General features: G+C 58.0%; 18 protein-coding genes. 6 read left to right on the top strand and 12 right to left on the bottom strand.

What is annotated here, in order from left to right; genetic code table 11:
• Positions 1-14: 14 nt before the first annotated feature.
• Complete coding sequence (locus GGD46_RS14905) at positions 15-1,013, bottom strand: autoinducer 2 ABC transporter substrate-binding protein (protein WP_184705118.1); 999 nt, start codon at positions 1,011-1,013, stop codon at positions 15-17.
• A 93-nt stretch (positions 1,014-1,106) separates the two neighbouring features.
• On the bottom strand, positions 1,107-2,096 hold the full coding sequence (locus GGD46_RS14900) for an ABC transporter permease (RefSeq protein WP_409527685.1): 990 nt from the start codon (positions 2,094-2,096) through the stop codon (positions 1,107-1,109).
• A 553-nt stretch (positions 2,097-2,649) separates the two neighbouring features.
• Here GGD46_RS14900 and GGD46_RS14895 point away from each other — a divergent pair.
• Complete coding sequence (locus tag GGD46_RS14895; protein WP_184705116.1) at positions 2,650-3,405, top strand: sterol desaturase family protein; 756 nt, start codon at positions 2,650-2,652, stop codon at positions 3,403-3,405.
• A gap of 58 nt (positions 3,406-3,463) precedes the next feature.
• Here the strand turns inward: GGD46_RS14895 and phnX are convergent, their stop codons facing one another.
• The 3 genes from phnX to GGD46_RS14880 form a co-directional block, all read right to left on the bottom strand.
• Positions 3,464-4,267: a phosphonoacetaldehyde hydrolase gene (phnX, locus tag GGD46_RS14890; RefSeq protein ID WP_184705114.1), complete on the bottom strand. Its 804-nt coding sequence runs from the start codon at positions 4,265-4,267 to the stop codon at positions 3,464-3,466.
• A complete protein-coding gene (locus GGD46_RS14885) occupies positions 4,264-5,418 on the bottom strand; it encodes a TIGR03364 family FAD-dependent oxidoreductase (RefSeq protein WP_184705596.1) in 1,155 nt (384 codons plus the stop codon). Before GGD46_RS14885 ends, phnX begins: the two co-directional genes overlap by 4 nt.
• 119 nt (positions 5,419-5,537) lie before the next feature.
• On the bottom strand, positions 5,538-6,440 hold the full coding sequence (locus GGD46_RS14880; RefSeq protein ID WP_184705112.1) for a LysR family transcriptional regulator: 903 nt from the start codon (positions 6,438-6,440) through the stop codon (positions 5,538-5,540).
• A 327-nt stretch (positions 6,441-6,767) separates the two neighbouring features.
• Here GGD46_RS14880 and GGD46_RS14875 point away from each other — a divergent pair, with 327 nt between their 5' ends.
• From GGD46_RS14875 to GGD46_RS14865, 3 genes are all read left to right on the top strand, one after another.
• A complete protein-coding gene (locus GGD46_RS14875; RefSeq protein WP_184705110.1) occupies positions 6,768-8,093 on the top strand; it encodes an MFS transporter in 1,326 nt (441 codons plus the stop codon).
• 242 nt (positions 8,094-8,335) lie between these two features.
• Positions 8,336-9,553, top strand: a complete 1,218-nt coding sequence (locus GGD46_RS14870; RefSeq protein ID WP_184705108.1) for a lipase family protein — start codon at positions 8,336-8,338, stop codon at positions 9,551-9,553.
• Positions 9,554-9,665: 112 nt separating this feature from the next.
• Positions 9,666-10,292, top strand: coding sequence for a LysE family translocator (locus tag GGD46_RS14865; protein WP_184705106.1), 627 nt, complete (start codon positions 9,666-9,668; stop codon positions 10,290-10,292).
• Between the two features lie 6 nt (positions 10,293-10,298).
• On the opposite strand, the gene GGD46_RS14860 is transcribed toward GGD46_RS14865, so the two are convergent.
• On the bottom strand, positions 10,299-11,105 hold the full coding sequence (locus GGD46_RS14860) for an AraC family transcriptional regulator (RefSeq protein WP_184705104.1): 807 nt from the start codon (positions 11,103-11,105) through the stop codon (positions 10,299-10,301).
• A gap of 79 nt (positions 11,106-11,184) precedes the next feature.
• Here GGD46_RS14860 and GGD46_RS14855 point away from each other — a divergent pair, with 79 nt between their 5' ends.
• Complete coding sequence (locus GGD46_RS14855) at positions 11,185-12,396, top strand: MFS transporter (protein ID WP_409527684.1); 1,212 nt, start codon at positions 11,185-11,187, stop codon at positions 12,394-12,396.
• A gap of 51 nt (positions 12,397-12,447) precedes the next feature.
• On the opposite strand, the gene GGD46_RS14850 is transcribed toward GGD46_RS14855, so the two are convergent.
• Both GGD46_RS14850 and GGD46_RS14845 read right to left on the bottom strand, forming a co-directional pair.
• A complete protein-coding gene (locus GGD46_RS14850) occupies positions 12,448-13,128 on the bottom strand; it encodes a GNAT family N-acetyltransferase (protein WP_184705102.1) in 681 nt (226 codons plus the stop codon).
• Positions 13,125-13,619: a MarR family winged helix-turn-helix transcriptional regulator gene (locus GGD46_RS14845; protein WP_184705099.1), complete on the bottom strand. Its 495-nt coding sequence runs from the start codon at positions 13,617-13,619 to the stop codon at positions 13,125-13,127. The genes GGD46_RS14850 and GGD46_RS14845 overlap by 4 nt, the downstream gene beginning before the upstream one ends.
• Before the next feature lie 793 nt (positions 13,620-14,412).
• Here GGD46_RS14845 and GGD46_RS14840 point away from each other — a divergent pair.
• On the top strand, positions 14,413-15,054 hold the full coding sequence (locus GGD46_RS14840; protein WP_184705097.1) for a transglutaminase-like cysteine peptidase: 642 nt from the start codon (positions 14,413-14,415) through the stop codon (positions 15,052-15,054).
• Positions 15,055-15,158: 104 nt separating this feature from the next.
• Here GGD46_RS14840 and GGD46_RS14835 read toward each other — a convergent pair whose 3' ends face one another.
• From GGD46_RS14835 to GGD46_RS34250, 4 genes are all read right to left on the bottom strand, one after another.
• Positions 15,159-15,503, bottom strand: coding sequence for a type II toxin-antitoxin system RelE/ParE family toxin (locus GGD46_RS14835; RefSeq protein WP_184705095.1), 345 nt, complete (start codon positions 15,501-15,503; stop codon positions 15,159-15,161).
• Complete coding sequence (locus GGD46_RS14830; RefSeq protein ID WP_184705093.1) at positions 15,490-15,765, bottom strand: type II toxin-antitoxin system ParD family antitoxin; 276 nt, start codon at positions 15,763-15,765, stop codon at positions 15,490-15,492. Before GGD46_RS14830 ends, GGD46_RS14835 begins: the two co-directional genes overlap by 14 nt.
• Positions 15,766-16,017: 252 nt before the next feature.
• On the bottom strand, positions 16,018-16,428 hold the full coding sequence (locus GGD46_RS14825) for a hypothetical protein (protein ID WP_184705091.1): 411 nt from the start codon (positions 16,426-16,428) through the stop codon (positions 16,018-16,020).
• 575 nt (positions 16,429-17,003) lie between these two features.
• Positions 17,004-17,138 carry a hypothetical protein gene (locus tag GGD46_RS34250; protein ID WP_281414640.1) on the bottom strand — a complete coding sequence of 45 codons (135 nt, stop codon included), beginning with the start codon at positions 17,136-17,138 and terminating at the stop codon, positions 17,004-17,006.
• Positions 17,139-17,144 lie beyond the last annotated feature (6 nt).

The following is a 17,144-nucleotide window of genomic DNA, read 5'->3' as shown; positions in this document are numbered from 1 at the left end:
TTATGCTCTCTCTATCAGAACGGGAACTTCTTGTAGTTGGACTTGTCGGCATCCACCCAGGCCTGACCCTGAATGACGATACCCTTGCCCGGTCCCTTGATGACGGTCATCTTCTCATAGCCCGGCACGCCGAGGTTCGCGCCGTCCTTGATCTCTTCGCCCTTCAGAACCATGTCCGCGACCTTGTTCATGACATAGCCGGCGTCCTTCGGATCCCAGAAGAAGATCTGGTTGACGGCACCGCTTTCCAGGTAGGGTCCGGTATCCTTCGGCAGGCCGAGGCCGTAAACGCAGGTCTTGCCCTGCAGGCCCGCTTCCTCGACGGCGCGGCCGATGCCGATGACGTCGATGGCCGACGATCCCTGGAAGCCCTTGATGTCAGGGTATTTGCGCAGGATTTCCTTAGCCTTTTCATAGGCGCGGTTGGCATCGTTGAAGGACTCGTTCTTTGCAGAGACGAGCTCCATGCCCGGATTTTTCTTGGCGTTCTCGGCCGCCGCATCGACCCACTGATTATGCGTCAGGCTGCCGAGCGACCCGACGAAGGTCGTCCATTTGCCCGATTTGCCCATGCATTCCGAGAGTTTCTCGTTGATGCGCGCACCGAAGGCCTTGTTGTCGAAGGCTTCGATATCGACATCCGTGTTTACCAGGCTGTCACCCTCATGCGTGATGACCTTGATGCCGCGCTGGGATGCACGTCGCAAAACGCCTTCCAGTGCGGACGGGTCCATCGGAACAACGGCGATTGCCGAAACATTCTTTGCAACGAGGTCCTCGACCAGGCGTGTCTGCTGGGCGGCGTCTGCCTTGCCCGGGCCAATCTGGCTGGTGCTGACGCTGGCATTGTCCTTGCCGTAGTTATCGACGCCTTCATTCATGCGAATGAACCAGTTTTCCCCGGTGACCTTGACCACCGTCACGATGGACGGCTTGTCTTTGGCAATTGCCACACCTGCAACGACCGCGGCCGCCAGCACCGTGCAAGCTGCGAGTTTCGAAATTCTGCTCATATGTTTCCTCCTTTGATACAAGCAAATTGCGCTTTGATGATTGATTTGACCGACTGCCAAGACCGCCAGGTTCAAGGTCGGCAATAGATGCCGCTATCGCCGTTTCGGCTGCAGCCAGTAGCCGAGATGGACCCGTGCCGATGCCAGCAAGGCCAATAGCAGGACACCCCAGGCGAGATCGCGGAAGAAGTTCGAGATATTCATGAAATTGAAGAGGCTCGAGAGAATTTGCAGTGCCGTTGCAGCGAGCAACACGCAGATCACTTTTCCATAGCCACCTTCCGGCTTCACTCCACCGAGAACGGCAATCAGAATGGCGATCAGAACATACGAGCCACCATAATCCCATTTCACTGATGAGTTACGTGCTGCGATGATAATACCGGCAACCGATGCAAGTACACCACAAAGCGTATAGGTAACAAGCAGCATACGCTTCTCGTTGATGCCGCCATACCGCGCAGCTTTTGCATTGCTTCCAAGCAGCATCAGCTTCACACCGAATGGCGTGTATTTCAAAAGAAATGCAAGAACGGCAGCGATCGCGAGAAACAAGGCAAAGCACATCGGAATTCCGAGGACAGGCATGTTTCCAAAATTATCGAGCGGTTCGATATAACCCATGCTGACCGCGGAGCCGTTGGTCAAGAAAACCGCTATACCTGTGAACAGGAGCTGCGTGCCCAATGTCGCAATCAACGGCGTTAAGCGCGCATACGCAATGACAATTCCGTTCATTAATCCGCCTGCGATGCCGACGACCAATGATAAGCCAGCAAAAGCCCAGGCAAATAGAAGCGGACTCTCGGAAACCGGAATAAACTGACGAGTTATGAGAAATGCAATGATGCCTGCAAGATTCGCCAGCGCAATACCGGAGAGATCGATACCGCCATTACCGGAAATCATGGCCAGCATAACACCCAAGGCAAGTAGCCCCAGCTCAGGCACTTGAGACGCCATAGACTGCAGATTGTAGCTATCCAAAAATGTCGCACCGGCCAACATTCCGCCGGCAACGAGAACAGCACAATTTATCAGCGCCAGAAAGAGCGTCTGGCGATCCAGTTTAGATGGCGACACGTCTTTTCCCTCCCACGCGATGAGATGCTTTAGCACCTCATTCAGGTCCGCCGCCCCCGCGGCAGGTCGGCAATTTGATTATTGCCAGCCGTTATTGACATTTGTCAGAATGAACTGTCGCTTGTCAATAAGTTTCACGCGGCGGTCATCAAAACTTTGCGTGACCGCCGTGAAAAGCACGGCGAGAGGGCGCTCGGGCATGCGCGTAACCGCCGAGAATCTCGCTTTCAAGCAGGTTCGATCCGCGTCGGCTCTGTCGTATCGCGCCCCGCCCATTACGACAGGCCGCCCCTGGAAACCAGCAAGGCCAGCGTGTCGGAGAACCGACCGGCAAGCTCAGGCCTTAACCAAATTTTAACCTTTAAATTGAAGCGAGATCGGCCCTAATGTAGAGAGGGCGAGGTAATTTGTGTTTTTGCCGGATCGCCAATTGAATACCGATATAATATATCAAATCCAGGCTTTTATCGAAGAATACGCGGGGAAAATTCTTCCTGTCGCGCTGATATTGCTTGCCGCTGAGTTTATTTTCCCAAAGTCCAAATATACCTATATGTCCCACATCCGTGGCGCTGTTTTCTGCGTCGCCAACATCGTCATTACGAAAGTCAGCCTCACGCTGTTCTACAGATTGTGGGAGGAAATCGGCATCAGGCCGGTGTTCCACATCGACCTGAGATTCCTATCGGAGTTTTCCGACGTCTGGCTGCTGAAGGCCTTCGGCGGGATCGTCGCTTCCCTGATCGTGCTACAGGCCAGCGAGTTTTTCTATTATTGGTTTCATCGGCTTCAACACAGCAACAGGTTCTTCTGGCGCTTTCACGCCGAACACCATTCGCTGGAAGAGATGAGCGCCTTCAACAGCAACCATCACTTCAGCGAGGAGATATTCCGGATCCCTTTCCTGATCATCCCGGTCTCGCTTCTCTTCAGTTTCGAGCAGGGATATGTGCCGTGGATCTGGGTTTTCCTCGTGCGCTGGCAGGGCTATTTCGAGCACAGCTCGACGCGCCTGCACCTCGGTTGGGTGCGATATCTGTTTCCCGACAACCGCTTTCATCGCATCCATCATTCGGTCGAGCGGCAGCACTTCAACAGGAATTTCGGCAGCGGATCGGCGATCTGGGATATATTGTTCGGAACGGCATATTATCCGAAGGCCGACGAATGGCCTGATGTCGGCCTGCCGAACGTCCGCGAGCCGCAGAATTTCAAGGAGTTTCTGTTCCGGCCGTTTCGGAGCAGAAAGATACAGCTTCATCCGACCTCGACAGCAGAAGAGATAAGCTTCAATCCCGCCGGCGAATGATCCCTATCCGGCGCATCCGTTAGGACACGTTACGGCCGGAAACCGGATGCGGATACGATCAGGGACGTTCCTCGGCCGTCAACCGGCGCTCGATATCATCAATGACCGTCAGCAAATCGGCAACCGTATCGACGATGTAATGAGCGCCGTGCTTCTTGAGCTCCGCGGACGCTCGCTCGCGAACCGCTGCAAGCGCCTCGGGCGCCATGGCAGCGACCTCCGCCGGCGTAAGGCCCGCTTCGTTGCCGCTCAAGGCGACACCGACCGTCCAGCAGCCGGCCGCAACACCTTCGTCAATGCCGACGCCGGTGTCGTCGACCTTGACGACAGCGCTGGCAGGCCAGACATCGAGATCCAGAAAGCACTTGTACATATTCATCGGCGTCGGCCGGCCATGCGGCAGATCGCCGGCGCAGACGAGATTATCGACCTCATAGCCCTGCTCTTTTGCAAGCGGCAGAACGCGCGCCATGATCGAGCGGGTATAGCCCGTCGTCGAGCCGATCTTCAATCCGCGCTGGCGCAATGTGCCCACCACTTCCTTGGTGCCAGGCACCAGATCGGCAAATTTATGCACCACCTCCTCGTTCATCGGAACAAAGACTTCGTAGACGGCATCGACATCTGCGGCCGTCGGCGCCTTGCCGTGACGTGCGGCCCATAGCTCGCGAATACGAGGCTGCTTCAGCATCGCATCGATATGGTCCCATTTCGGGCGGCCCATCGGCTCACGCGCTTCCGCGATGGTAACCTCGATGCCGAAGCGGCTGAACGCCTCGACAAAGACGCCCATGGGAGCGAAGGAGCCAAAATCGATGACGGTTCCCGCCCAGTCGAAGACCACGGCCTTGAGTTGGCTCATTGGCCTATCTCCCATGAACGCGACGTTGAACCATAAAGATCGTCGATAACCTGCTCGCCGAGCGCGAAACCGGTCGACGCGCCTGTGCCGCCCGTCACCATGACCAAGCGAATATGATCGGCAGGGCGCTCCACAAGCACCGTCCGTTCCTTGGAAGAGGCGTAGGTGCCGATCCAGCGATTGACGACATGACGCTCCGGAAGGTCGAACACACGATCGAATTCATCGAGAATGAGCTGATCGAACCGGTCGCTGGCAAACGGTTGCTGCGCGTTGCCGTAGACGTGACTGTCGCCGACGACAAGCGAACCATCGGCCGATTGAACCGCAATGAGGTGAATGCCGGCGGCGCGGCTTTCGGCCTCTTCGTTATCCAGTCGCCTTCCAAGCGCTTCGGCTTCCGGCAGGGCGGAGAAGCCTTCATAGCGCGCAAAACTCATGTCCGACATGACAGCAGCGCCAAATCGGCTAGCTCTGTTCGGTGCGACACGCAACATCTGCAGCGTGCAGATGGTGAGCGCGTGCTTGCCGATCACATCCGGGAAGAGTGTGGAAAAGTCATCGCCGGGGCACACGACAACCGCCTCCACCTCGATCGGTCCGTGGCTCGTTTCGATCCGCGTTCCATCAATCGAGCGCACCGCCGTATTCCAATGAAAGTCGACCTTGTGCCTGGCTTCAAGCCAGGCGGCAAGCTTCGGCAGCGCTTCCGAAGATTCGACGCGCAGTTCATGTGGGCTGTAAAGGACCGACTGAACGTCACCAAGGCGCAGGCTCGGCACGATTTCGCACGCTTCGGCTTTCGTTATCTGGCGGCACTTCTCTCCCATCGAGGTCGCGAGAAAGGCTTCGACCACCGCGGTGGCTTCACTCCGGCGCGCCGGCATGACCAGACCACGATGCACGACCGCAATACCCGCTTCATCGACAATTTCGGCCCAGACATCGCGGGCCCGCATGGCGCGCTCCCAATGCGCACCCGCTTTCTGCCCTGAAACGGTAATGAAGCCGAAATTGCGGATGGATGCGCCAATAGCCTTGGCATTGCGCTCGATGACAACAACCTTCTTGCCCTGCCGCACGGCTGCCAACGCAGCGCCCAGGCCGACAATGCCGGCGCCGACAACCGCGAGATCATATCCACCCGTCATCATTCTACCCTTTCTCAGCCTGCCTCTGTTCCGGCTGCGGCTTATAGGGCAGAACATAACGAAATCATATGACAGAATTATAAATTACATAAAATCATATGATTTAGCTATAGTTTGCATCAATTGAACGGCAGAACACCGTCCATCTCAAGCGCATGGTCCTTCGCAACCTCGAAGAATGCCTGGATCGCCGCGTGGTCGCGGCATTCCGGCAAGGTGACGAGATAGTGGCCGATCGCCAGTTCCGGTTCGACGAGCGGGACGACATCGATATGATCGTCGGAGCGGACTTCGCCTTCGATGGAGATTGCCAAACCGATACCGGCGGCAGCGGCGGCGTAGGCAACATCGAGTGTCGCCACCTCGAGAACAGGCTTCAGCCGTACACCCTCCTTGGCGGCGGCCGCCTCCAGTAACGTGCGTGTGCCGGAGGATTTGTTCCAGAGCACCATGTCCTGGCCGTCAAGATCGGCGAGCGTCAATCGGCCCTTCTCCAGCATCGGGTCTCCCTTACGGCCGTAGATCGCTACACGGGATTGATGCAGAAGAAGCGACGAGAGGCGGCTGTCGGGCGCGACCTGGGAGATCGCGGCAACATCCAGCTCACCGCGCAATACCGCATCGGCAAGCTCGAGCGACGGTCCGCCGCGCGTCGTCAGACGCAGAGCGGGATATTGCCGGACGAATGCCGTCAGGATCGGCATGATGAGCCGATGGGCGCTGAAACCGATCGAGACCGTGCCGGTGTTCAGCGACGTCGTGTCGGCGATGACACGGTCGACCTCACCGAGGCATTTCAGCGTCACCCTGATCTTGGCGATCAGATCCAGCGCCGATGGTGCGATACTGACATTGTGACCGTCGCGGATGAAGATGCGGGTGCGGCACAATTCCTCGAAGGATTGAATTTGCGTGGAGACCGAAGGCTGGCTGATTCCCAGATCTTCGGCTGCCCGCGAGAACTTTCCCGTGCGCGCCAACGCCTCGACGGCTCTCATCTGCGCAAGCGTAACAGATGGCATTTACGACGATCCTACCCTGAAATTGCAGCGATACTCTTCAATAGGTCGCCAGCCCCACCGTGGCAACTTGCTTCCATCGACGACAGACCATGCGAGCGGCCGGCCATGCGAGCCTCTCTTGCCCCTACGGATGCATGCCATGACGCCGCTCACGCGGTTTCCCAGCGCGACTATTGACATCTTCATACATGAATATAGTCTGCGTATATGCATAGATGGCCACCCGGTCATCTGAGAGTGAGCCGGAAAGAGAGAGCCGGCGAGGACGGGGGCAAGATCGAGCGGAGTACCTGCCGCCTCGGGAGACCATCGTTCGGGAGGAGTGAAATGACTGACGATAATCCGGCGGTGCAAAGCGCCGTACGCAAGGCGACCATTCGCCTTCTGCCCTTTCTGGGCCTGATGCTGATCCTGAATTTTCTCGATCGCTCCAATGTCGGCTTCGCCAAGACGGCCTATCAGGCCGATACCGGCATTTCGGATGCAGCCTACGCCTTCGGCGCCGGCATTCTCTATCTGGGCTATGCGACATTCGAGGTGCCGAGCAATCTGATCATGCAGCGCGTCGGCGCGCGCCTTTGGCTCAGCCGGATCATGATCACCTGGGGGATCGTCTCCGCCTGTATGGTCTTTGCCCATACGGCGACCAGCTATTACATCGTCCGTTTCCTGCTCGGCGTTTGCGAGGCAGGCTTCTATCCCGGTGTCCTGCTCTATCTCACCTATTGGTTCCCGGCCAAACAGCGGGCGCGGGCCACCGGCCTATTCTATCTGGGCGTGCCCTTGTCGCTGGTGATCGGCGCACCGCTCTCCGGCTGGCTGCTGACCCATCATGACGTGCTCGGCCTCACCAACTGGCAATGGATGTTTGCCGTGGAAGGCCTGGCGGCGACAGTTGTCGGCATTTTTGCACTCTTCTTCCTGACGAGCCGCCCGCGCGAGGCGAAATGGCTGACAGATGAGGAGAAAAACGCACTGACCGCTGTCATCGAGGCGGAAGAGCGTGGCAAACTCTCCGAGGTGAAGCACTCCGTCTTCAGCGTTCTGAAGGACTGGCGCGTACTCGCCTTCATCGGCATTTATCTCTTCATCCAGATCGGCGTCGGCCCGATAACCTTCTACCTCCCTGCCAGATTGGCGCAAGCCATGGGCGGCGGCATCAATACCTGGGTGGGGGTGCTGCTGGGCCTTCCCTGGTTCTGCGCCCTCATCGCTACGCGCATCTTCACCGTCTATGCCGACAAGCACGACAATCATCGCATCGTCTGCATTTCCATGCTGACCATCGGCACCCTTGCGCTTGCCACCATCGGCCTGACCATGAACCCCTGGGTGATGGTGATTGCCGCCTGTATCGCAGTGCCGGGACTTGCCTCTTCACAGCCGGTGTTCTGGAGCCTGCCGACCCGCTATCTGGGTGGCGTTGGCGCTGCCAGCGGCATTGCCTTTATCGTCTCGCTCGGTAATCTCGGCAGCTTCGCCTCACCGCAGATTAAGGCCTATGTCGATGCCACCACCGGCAATGGTGACGTCGGCTTTTATATCCTCGCCGGCTGCTGCTTCCTATCGGTCATCCTGCTCGTTGCGCTTGGTTCGCATCGCCGCTGGATCGCCGATGCCGAACCCACGGTCGGCGGGAGCCGTTCGCGCTGAACTGCGACGCTGTAAAGCAACTGGGTCCCGCCTTGCACTCCTCTCAACGAAGAAGAGCCCCAAGCGGGATCGAAGTTCTTTGTCTGCCTTGAAATCAGTTATATGTTGCGGCGCAATAGCCTCATTTCATAACCATTTGTTTATATCCAACACAAAACATATCATTTGTCCCACTTCCCATCGGCCACCTAGGTTGCTGCACGCGGCGGTTCAACTGTCGCAAAATACCTTGGGAGGAAGGAATGGAGTTTTCATCCAGAAAGGTGCTGGCAACGGCACTGCTTTTGCTATCCGTGAATTTTACAGCGACCCATGTATCCGCTCAAAGTTCTTCGCCAGCTAACAAGGACGTGCCGCAGGGATCGGCATTCTGGGACGAGATACCGACCCAGGTTCCCGATGGCGCCAAGCCCGGAGAGATCTATTGGGCCAAGCAGCGTCTGGACGCACCTAAGGGATCGAAGGGCTGGGACGTCATTTATGTGACCGCCGGCATTGGCGAAAAACTGACTTATGTTTCCGGCGAAATCTATCTGCCCGACCAGGCTCCTGCCGGTCAACGCCGGCTCGTCCTCTGGAATCATGAAACCGCCGGCATGGAGGATAGCTGCGCGCCATCGCGGCGAAGTCTGGTGGACAAATGGGGAGTTCGCATCCCGGCGATAGAAGATCTGCTGAAGAAGGGTTTTGCGGTCGTGACGAGCGACTATCAGGGTCTCGGCACGCCGGGCGCGACGGCCTATCTGAACGGAGCGGCACAGGCGCAGGCGTCGCTGGACGCCGTCAGATTTGCCCAGACGTTTCCGGGCGCAAATGTCGGACCAAAGTTCACCGCCTATGGCTGGTCGCAAGGCGGCCAAACCTCCCTGTGGCTTGCCCATCTGCAGGAAAGCTACGCACCCGAGCTCCAGCTGCTCGGCGTGGGCGAGATTGCTCCGGCGTCCCGGCATTGGGATCTGACCGAATATGACCTGACGACGACCATTACCGGCGGCTATTACATCTCGCGCATGGTCGGGCTGCATGTCGGCCATCCCGAGCTGAAACTGCGCGACGTGCTCTCCGTCGACGGCCTCGAAATGCTGGAAAACCTCAGCGCCGGCTGCTGGACGATCGCCGACAAGACGCAGGGCAAACCGACCACGCTCTTTGCAAATCAGGAAGGATTGAAGCCCGGCAAACCCTGGCGAGAACTGCTCGAAAAGAACGATGCCTTCCTGCCGGTCAAGAATGTGCCTTTCGTCTTTTTCCAGGGCGACAAGGACGATGCGGTGCCGGTGCAATTGACCCGCAAGGTCGCGGCCGACCTGTGCCAGCAGAGAGTCCCGGTCGACTACAGGGAAAGCCAGGGATTGGATCATGAAACAATCGTCCCTATCGCTGCAGCCGCACTGCCGGCCTGGTTCGAAGATCGGTTCAAGGGAAGTCCGGCGCAGAAGGCCTGCCCCAAACCGAATTGATGGATGAAAGGCCCATCGCCAACCATCGGCCGCTGCTTGCGAGCTCCTGCATTCGCCAGTAACCTATGCAGGAGCGCCACCCTTTGCCGGCGCGATGCCGAAAGGAAAATCGATGATCAGCCTCGGTGTTTTGACAACCTATACTGCAGTCGTACTGGGGCTGATGATCATTCCAGGGCCGGCCACTCTTCTGACATTGGCGCGAGCCGTCAGCGGCGGCAGGCGCACGGGGCTTGCAACAGGGCTGGGGATTGCCGCTGGCGATCTCTTCCACACGATGATGGCGACGTTCGGGCTATCAGCGCTGCTGGCAACATCGGCACTGGCATTCGAGATCGTCAAATATGCGGGCGTTATCTATCTGATCTACCTCGGCTTCAAGGCATTTGTAGAAAAAGCCGAGAGTCTGGAGATGCCGACTGCGCAGGTAATAACGCCGATCCGTGCATTTCGGCAGGGGTTCTTTACAGAAATACTCAATCCCAAAACCGCCCTGTTCTTTCTGGCTTTCCTGCCGCAGTTCATCCACCCGGAGAACGGATCGGTCATCGCGCAGTTTGCTGTGCTGGGCGCCATCTTCGTCGGCCTCAGTATCTCTGTCACGTCGCTGCTGGCCGTTGGAGCCGGCTCGATCGGCGGCTGGCTGCGCCAAAACCGTAGAGTTGGCCGGTGGCAGGGGAAGGTCGTCGGAATGATTTATGTCGCCCTTGGCCTGAGGCTTGCGCTTCAACAACAGTGATGCGGTTCAGCGACGGTCGTCCCGCTGCGTCTCCTGCAATGCTTGCCTGCGGGCGATTTCGCGCGGCGCATAGCCGAAAGCCCGCTTGAACATCGATGTAAAAGCGGCAGGGTTCCGGTAACCCAGATCCAGGGCAATCGTGGTGACAGGCGTGCCAGCGACAAGGCGCGGAAGTGCAGCGTGCAGACAAGCCTGCTGCCGCCATTCGACGAAACTCAATCCCGTTTCAAGGCGAAACATCCGCGTGAACGCGCGGCGGCTCATGCTTAGATGGCTCGCCCAGTGGTCAATCGTATCGTGCGCAGTGGGATGCAGAAGGAAATCCTGGCATCGTTGCACCAGCACAGGGCTCCGCGGCAATGGCAGGGAAAGCGGCAGCGGCCTCAATCGCGCCAGTTCGTGGAGAAGCAACGCCATCAACGCCCCCGACCGGTCCGTCCGATCATACTCGACGGGGATGTCGACGGCTTCTGCAATCAAGGCCCGAAGCAGCGGCGATATCTCCACGACCTGACAGTGATCCGGCATCGTTTCGATGGCGTGCGGCTCGATGTAGATGCTACGCATGCTGACATTGCCGAGCATGCGGACGCTGTGTGTTATGCCGGGAGGAATCCACATGCCCCGCTCCGGCGGCATGACGAGGGTGCCGCTGGGCGTGGTCGCCAGAACCACACCCGAATAACCATAGAGCAACTGCGCCCGGCGATGCTGATGCGGCTCGACACGGTGCCCGTCCTTATACTCATTGCCGAGTGCAACAAGCGGCCGCTCGACATCGATGAATGGATCAATCCGGCTGTTCCTGACCATTTTGGCCCAGTCTCGTAATAATTGCGCCTAATCGCGGTGGCGGGCGCCCTGTTCTTTCAATATCAGCGCGGATAACGAATTGAAAGCGAGTGCCATGAGCCAGGTCATGAACGCGCCCCGCGCGGCGACTACGATATACCCGATCCTCCTCGTTGCCAGTCTCGGCCACTTCATCAACGACGTGACGCAGTCCCTGCTGCCGGCGAGCTATCCGGTGCTGAAAGCGGGCTTCGCACTAAGCTTCGCCCAACTCGGCGTACTCACATTCGTTTATCAAGTGACGGCCTCGATCCTGCAGCCATTCGTCGGATGGTACACCGACGGCAAGCCGCAGCCCTACTCGCTTCCCTTCGGCATGGCCTGCAGCTGCGCCGGCATGGTGACGCTCGGCTTTGCGCCGAACTATTGGGTTCTGGTGCTGGGCGCAGTCCTTCTCGGGTTCGGTTCCTCGATCTTCCATCCGGAAGCGTCGCGCATCGCCCGGCTGGCGTCCGGCGGCAAGCATGGCTTTGCGCAATCGGTGTTTCAGGTCGGCGGCAATTTCGGCACGTCGCTCGGCCCGTTGCTGGCGGCGTTCTTCATCCTGCCGCATGGGCAGCGGGGCATGGCATTCCTTGCCATCCTCGCCTTCCTCGGCATTCTCATCCTGAGCGGCCTAGGGCGCTGGTATCAAATGAACGGGCAAAGCCTTCGCGCGCCGGCCAAATCCGGCAAGAAGCACAAGGCGCTCTCTCTGTCGCGCACCCGCGTCGGCATCGCAATCGCTGTGCTGATCGCATTGATCTTCTCGAAGTATTTCTATCTTGCGAGCTTCACCAGCTACTATAATTTCTACCTGATGGAACGGTTCGGGCTTTCTGAACGGTCCGCGCAGCTCTGCCAGTTCGTCTTCTTCGCTGCAGTCGCTTTCGGCACCATGATCGGCGGCCCGGTGGGAGATCGCATCGGACGCAAGAAGGTTATCTGGACCTCGATCCTCGGCATATTGCCGTTCACGCTTGTGCTGCCCCATGCCAGCCTCGAGGTCACCGTGATCCTCAGCGCCATCATCGGCACCGTCATCGCCTCGGCGTTCTCGGCAATTGTGGTCTATGCGCAGGAGCTGATGCCCGGCCGCGTCGGCATGGTCTCGGGCCTGTTCTTCGGCTTCGCCTTCGGCATGGGCGGCATCGGGGCTGCAGCCCTTGGCGTCCTGGCCGACCGGACCAGCATCGAGTTCGTGTTCGAACTCTGCGCATTCCTGCCGCTGATCGGGCTTTTGACGATCCTGTTGCCGAACGTCGAGGACTGAACGCATCAAGGCCGCTGAAACGACCGATCTCTGTGAAGAGAGGATATCGCTTCAGCGGTCACCTCTGACGATCCGGAAGTTCATTTCGGCGCGCAGGCCAAAGCCGAGGGCGCTATAGAGCGAGATGGCCGAACTGTTTGCGGCATAGGCATGCAGATATGCGGTTTCGTCCCTTGCCGAGATTTCTCCCGCAACAAACCGGAACAACAGCTTGCCGAAGCCTTGCCCCTGGAAATCGGGGTGAGTGCAGAGGCCGCTGAGTTCAGTAAAGCCGGTTTGGCGCATACGCTGGCCGGCCATTGCAACCAGCCGGCCATCGATCTTCATGCCCCAGAAGGCACCCAGGTTCTGGGCGCGTAACGTGAATGGACCCGGTTTGGTCAAGGCAGCAAGCGCAAGCATGTCTTCAGCGTCGGCCTCCGTCAGCGGTACGATACGGCTGTCAACAATCCGCTGATAGGGCCTTTCAGCAATCATCTGCACGAGCCTGGCGTCGGAGAGGATCATCAATCCCGGTGGAGTGTCGAACGGCCCAGTCTCGACAAGCGCGGCGGCCTCACCCAAAGCAAGCAGATCCTCAAGAGCTTCGAGGCTTGCGGCGGAGCTATCGGCGGAAGCCGCGAAAGGCACGATCGAGGGAGGATAGCGCAGAGCTTGGTTGCCGCCCTCGGCCAGCGCAGCATGGACGGTTCGGAGGGCGTTCCAGACCGGGCGATCAAGAATATGGCTCATGATTTCCGCTCCTTGTTCGGGTTGGCCCGCTTGGCAAGCGGCATGGCGGCAAGCCCATCCTCGATATTGGCGAGGTGTTGCAGGATCGGCCCTGAGAAATCATCGCAAAGCTCGGCCACAGCCTGCTCGACGCGCGGCCAGACCGATTGCCTGGAATAATCCACCAGTTCCTGTCCCTTCGATGTCAGTGAAACCAGCCTTCGGCGCTGGTCTTCCGGCGAAGTTCTTATGTCAACGTAATCCATCTCCAGCAATTGGGAGACGGTGCGCGTAGCGCCCGGTTGCGCGATACCGACGGCCTGGGCAAGTTCGCCGACCGTCAGCGGACCTGCACGGTCGAGCGCCGCCAGAAACGGATATTGCGCAGCCTGAAGGGAGACGCCAAGCTCCTCCATGATTTGCTGTGTATCGGCCTGCAAGCGTTCGCCAATACGGCGAAGACGGCTGCCCAGACAAAGAAAGCCGAGTGATTTGACGATATCCTCAACCAAAACAGCGCTCCGCAAATATATAACACGTTATATATCATGTTATATAAAAACCATCTGGCTTCTGTCAACGCCGTTCTGAGGTCGGTGATGTCTGTATAATTTCATCGAGTGGTCCTGCGGTCTCCCCGCAGGATGGGACGATATTGCCGACCGCTTACCTTGCCGGGACGACTTCCTGCGGAGCGATTCCAGAAAAAGCGGAAGCGCTCCAGCGCCATCCGAATTCGCCTGATGAAGAAAACAGGACCGGCCCGCGAAAGGGGGTTCGCTCCTCGTATTGGAACGCTTTCGCGCCCGGCCCTGCATTCCTGGCAGGCCGCACCTGCTGGAAGCGGGGCTTTTGCTCGCCGATTGCGGCGAGAGATTGGCTGCTGGCAAGGAAATTCCAAACGTCCGAGACTGACGACCCCTCAGCTTGTTTCAAGGTTCGGATCGAGCAATGCCTACGAGGATCGCCTGAGTGAACCGCCTTTGACGCTAAGCCTGTCGTGTAGTCGGATCCCTAGCGCCTAGGTGTAGCAAGGTTCTGGTTTGCCTCCTCCTCGTCGCTATTCAATGCGGACACTGCGACCTCAATGATCGCATCGTTCGCCGCCCGAAGGCTGCCTTCGAACAGAGGCCGCACCTCAAGAGGCCATGTCGACATTCCCCTATCCGGCTGCAGGAATTGCCATGCTCCCGATGTTAACCATCTATTAAGATTTGCGGCCGTTCCACGACGAGTCAAATTGACTTCGGAAAGCTCAAAATTTAACGATTCGTTAACACTGTTCCTTTGGGCAAAGGCGTTTGTATGTTTTGCGTCGTCCGGTCGACCAGCCTGCTTTCCGCAGCCAAGAGCATTCTTTCAGCTTTGATTTTTGCGACAACTGTCCTTGCCTGGGAAATGGGGGCCTCGGCGGCACCAAGCCCGGTGATGTCGACGGGCTCGATCACCTCACAGCCAATCGGACACTACGATTTCTGCCAGCGCCGCCCGGATGAGTGCTCGATCCATCCGAGCGATCTGCGCCCCATCAGTATCAACCAGAAGACCTGGGAGGAGATCGTCGAGGTCAACACCTCCGTCAATAGATGGGTCAAGCCGGTCAGCGATTTCGACCACTACGGCGTGGTGCAATACTGGAACTATCCGGACGACGGCATGGGCAATTGCGAACATTATGCTCTCGAGAAGCGTCGCGAACTGATGAAGAAGGGCATATCGCCCGCCAACCTGTTGATCACGGTCGTTCGTCTGCCGGATGGAGAAGGTCACGCCGTCGTCACGGTACGCACGGATCGGGGCGACTTCATCCTCGACAACCTCACCGATCAGGTCAAAAACTGGACGCAAACGCCCTATCATTACCTGAAGCGGCAGGCGACCAACGACACCGGCCGTTGGGTCGACATCATCCAGAAGCCGACCGTTGTGGCGAGCATGACCAACTGAGAACATGCCTCGCAAGACTGCGCAGCGGTTTTGAGAGGCACATTCAGGATCAAAAGCTGATGCGAAGGAAGCGACGCCTTGAGATTGCGAGCCGCTTCAGGCATCTATTCCTCCAGCATGCGTGCCAGCATATGCCTGATATGATCCTGACCACCGAAGAAAATGGCAGCGACGACGATCACCTGCCGCTCTTCATCCGGTAGGAACCAAATAGCGGCCCGATCGCGCCGCAGGAAGCGGATGCCGGGATGAATATCCGGCCGCAACGTGCCGATGTAAGGCGTCTCCACCAGTCGGTCTATGTCGATGCGAAGCTGGCGAACTCGGTCGGCCGCGCGTGCCCAAGCTTCCTCCGAAGCATCTCCGAGGCCGCCATAGGCCGCCAGCAGGTGATCGAAGATCAGATCGAAATCGCGGAAGGCGGCGCGGGAATACTCAACCGTCCACACGCAAGGCTCGCCGCTTTCGCTCAAGCATATTCTCGATACTCTCTTCCATATCGGCGGCCGAGACTTTCGGACCCTCCAATCGCCGCTTGATCAGGGCGCGAAGGGCGTCCGTTTCTGCAGCTTCCGCCTCGGTCTTCTGGCGCAAGAGCTCCAGGCCCTGTTGCAGAACCGAGCTCAGGCTCGAGTAACGCCCGGTCTCCACGAGCGACCGAGCGAAAGCATCTTGCTGTTCGGTCAGGGAGATCGATGATTTGACACTCATAGGGCAAGCTCCTTTGCTGCATAAAATGCTACTCAGTCGCATACAAGTCAAGCTGGCCGATTTTCCGGGGCCCCTTACACGCTTGATCTGGCCCGCAGGGCGGAAGGTGCCTCCCCTGGACTCGTCACACGGCTGGTCGAAGCGCTTCACCTTGCCGAGTGGGACGCCGACGCTTCGCTCACGAATATCGACATGCCTTTCCGCTCGGCCTGCACGGCCCCAATAAGGGATCGGACGAAGCGGATGCGTTCATCACAACGCCTGCGGGATATATGGTTGTCGCGTCGCTTGCGGGATGGCTGGCAATGTCGTCTCAGGGAATTCGAAAGGCTGGACGATTGGGAGACTGCCACTGCAAGCGGCTCCGATGCTACTCGTGCGCTGCTCGCGTTCTGGATAGAGCATCGCCTGGCCGTCCTCATCCTCCTGCGCGGCCCCCGCGGAACGCGTTTCGAGCGTATGAGGACCGTGATGATCCATGAAATGGAACGACTGGCCTGCGCCCATACGGAGAAACGAGGAGGAGGCAGCGCTCTTTCCTCTCCCGCAAGATTTGTTTTGCATAGGATTTTCGCCTGCACAGTCGACTTGATCGCCGATATTCTTGAAGAGCATCAGAATCCGATAGCCATCCAGCAGGCCGTCGCCGTCTTCTGGCGCCATCAGCTTGCCGGATTGCAGGCTTTGCTAAATCCTTCCTGAAACGGAAACTCCCTTCGCTCGGCATTTGCGCCTTCGAAGCTTCGAAAGCTGGCGCTGTTCCCGCATAGACGCGCAACGGCGTTGCATCTGGAGTTGCGTGAAACGGTCGGCAAGAACGATACGAAGACTCCAGAGGTGAGTGGCCCCAGGTGCCGCAAGATTGCCGCCTTGGTTGTATCGATCACTCGATCGTCGGATTAGCGAGGGCCGGCCTCGCATAGTTTATCCCGTTCTGGCCAACGCTTGGACCTCACGCTGTTTGAATCTAGCACGCAGCGCCTTGATAGCTGAAAGCAGCAGCACGGCAACCTAACATTGCTCGGCAAGCGCAGCCAATTCACGTCAATACGCAAGCCTGCTTCTGCGCCGCACGACGCTGAAACTTAAGTATTTGTATTCAATTCATAATTTTCCAGACTACTTGCAGAGGGCACTGCCTGCAACATAAGTATATGCGCAGATTCTTTCGTTAGAAGTTTATACATTAACTAAATACTAATAAACAACTTAACTTCCGTCCGAATATTAGATACCCATTACTCAAGCAAGAGGTAATGGTCGTGGACGATATTGATACAAACTTTCCAAAACACAGGAATGGCGCCGCCGCAACCGTTGATGGCATTGAGATTTCGCGCCTCGATGCCGATCAAGCACTCATCAAAGGCCATGCCTCC

Origin of the sequence: Martinezella lusitana (assembly GCF_014207095.1) — a bacterium.
GTDB classification, from domain to species: Bacteria; Pseudomonadota; Alphaproteobacteria; order Rhizobiales; family Rhizobiaceae; genus Rhizobium; species Rhizobium lusitanum_B.
The sequence above is the reverse complement of the archived record's forward strand: the minus strand, read 5'-3'. Positions and strand labels throughout refer to the sequence as shown.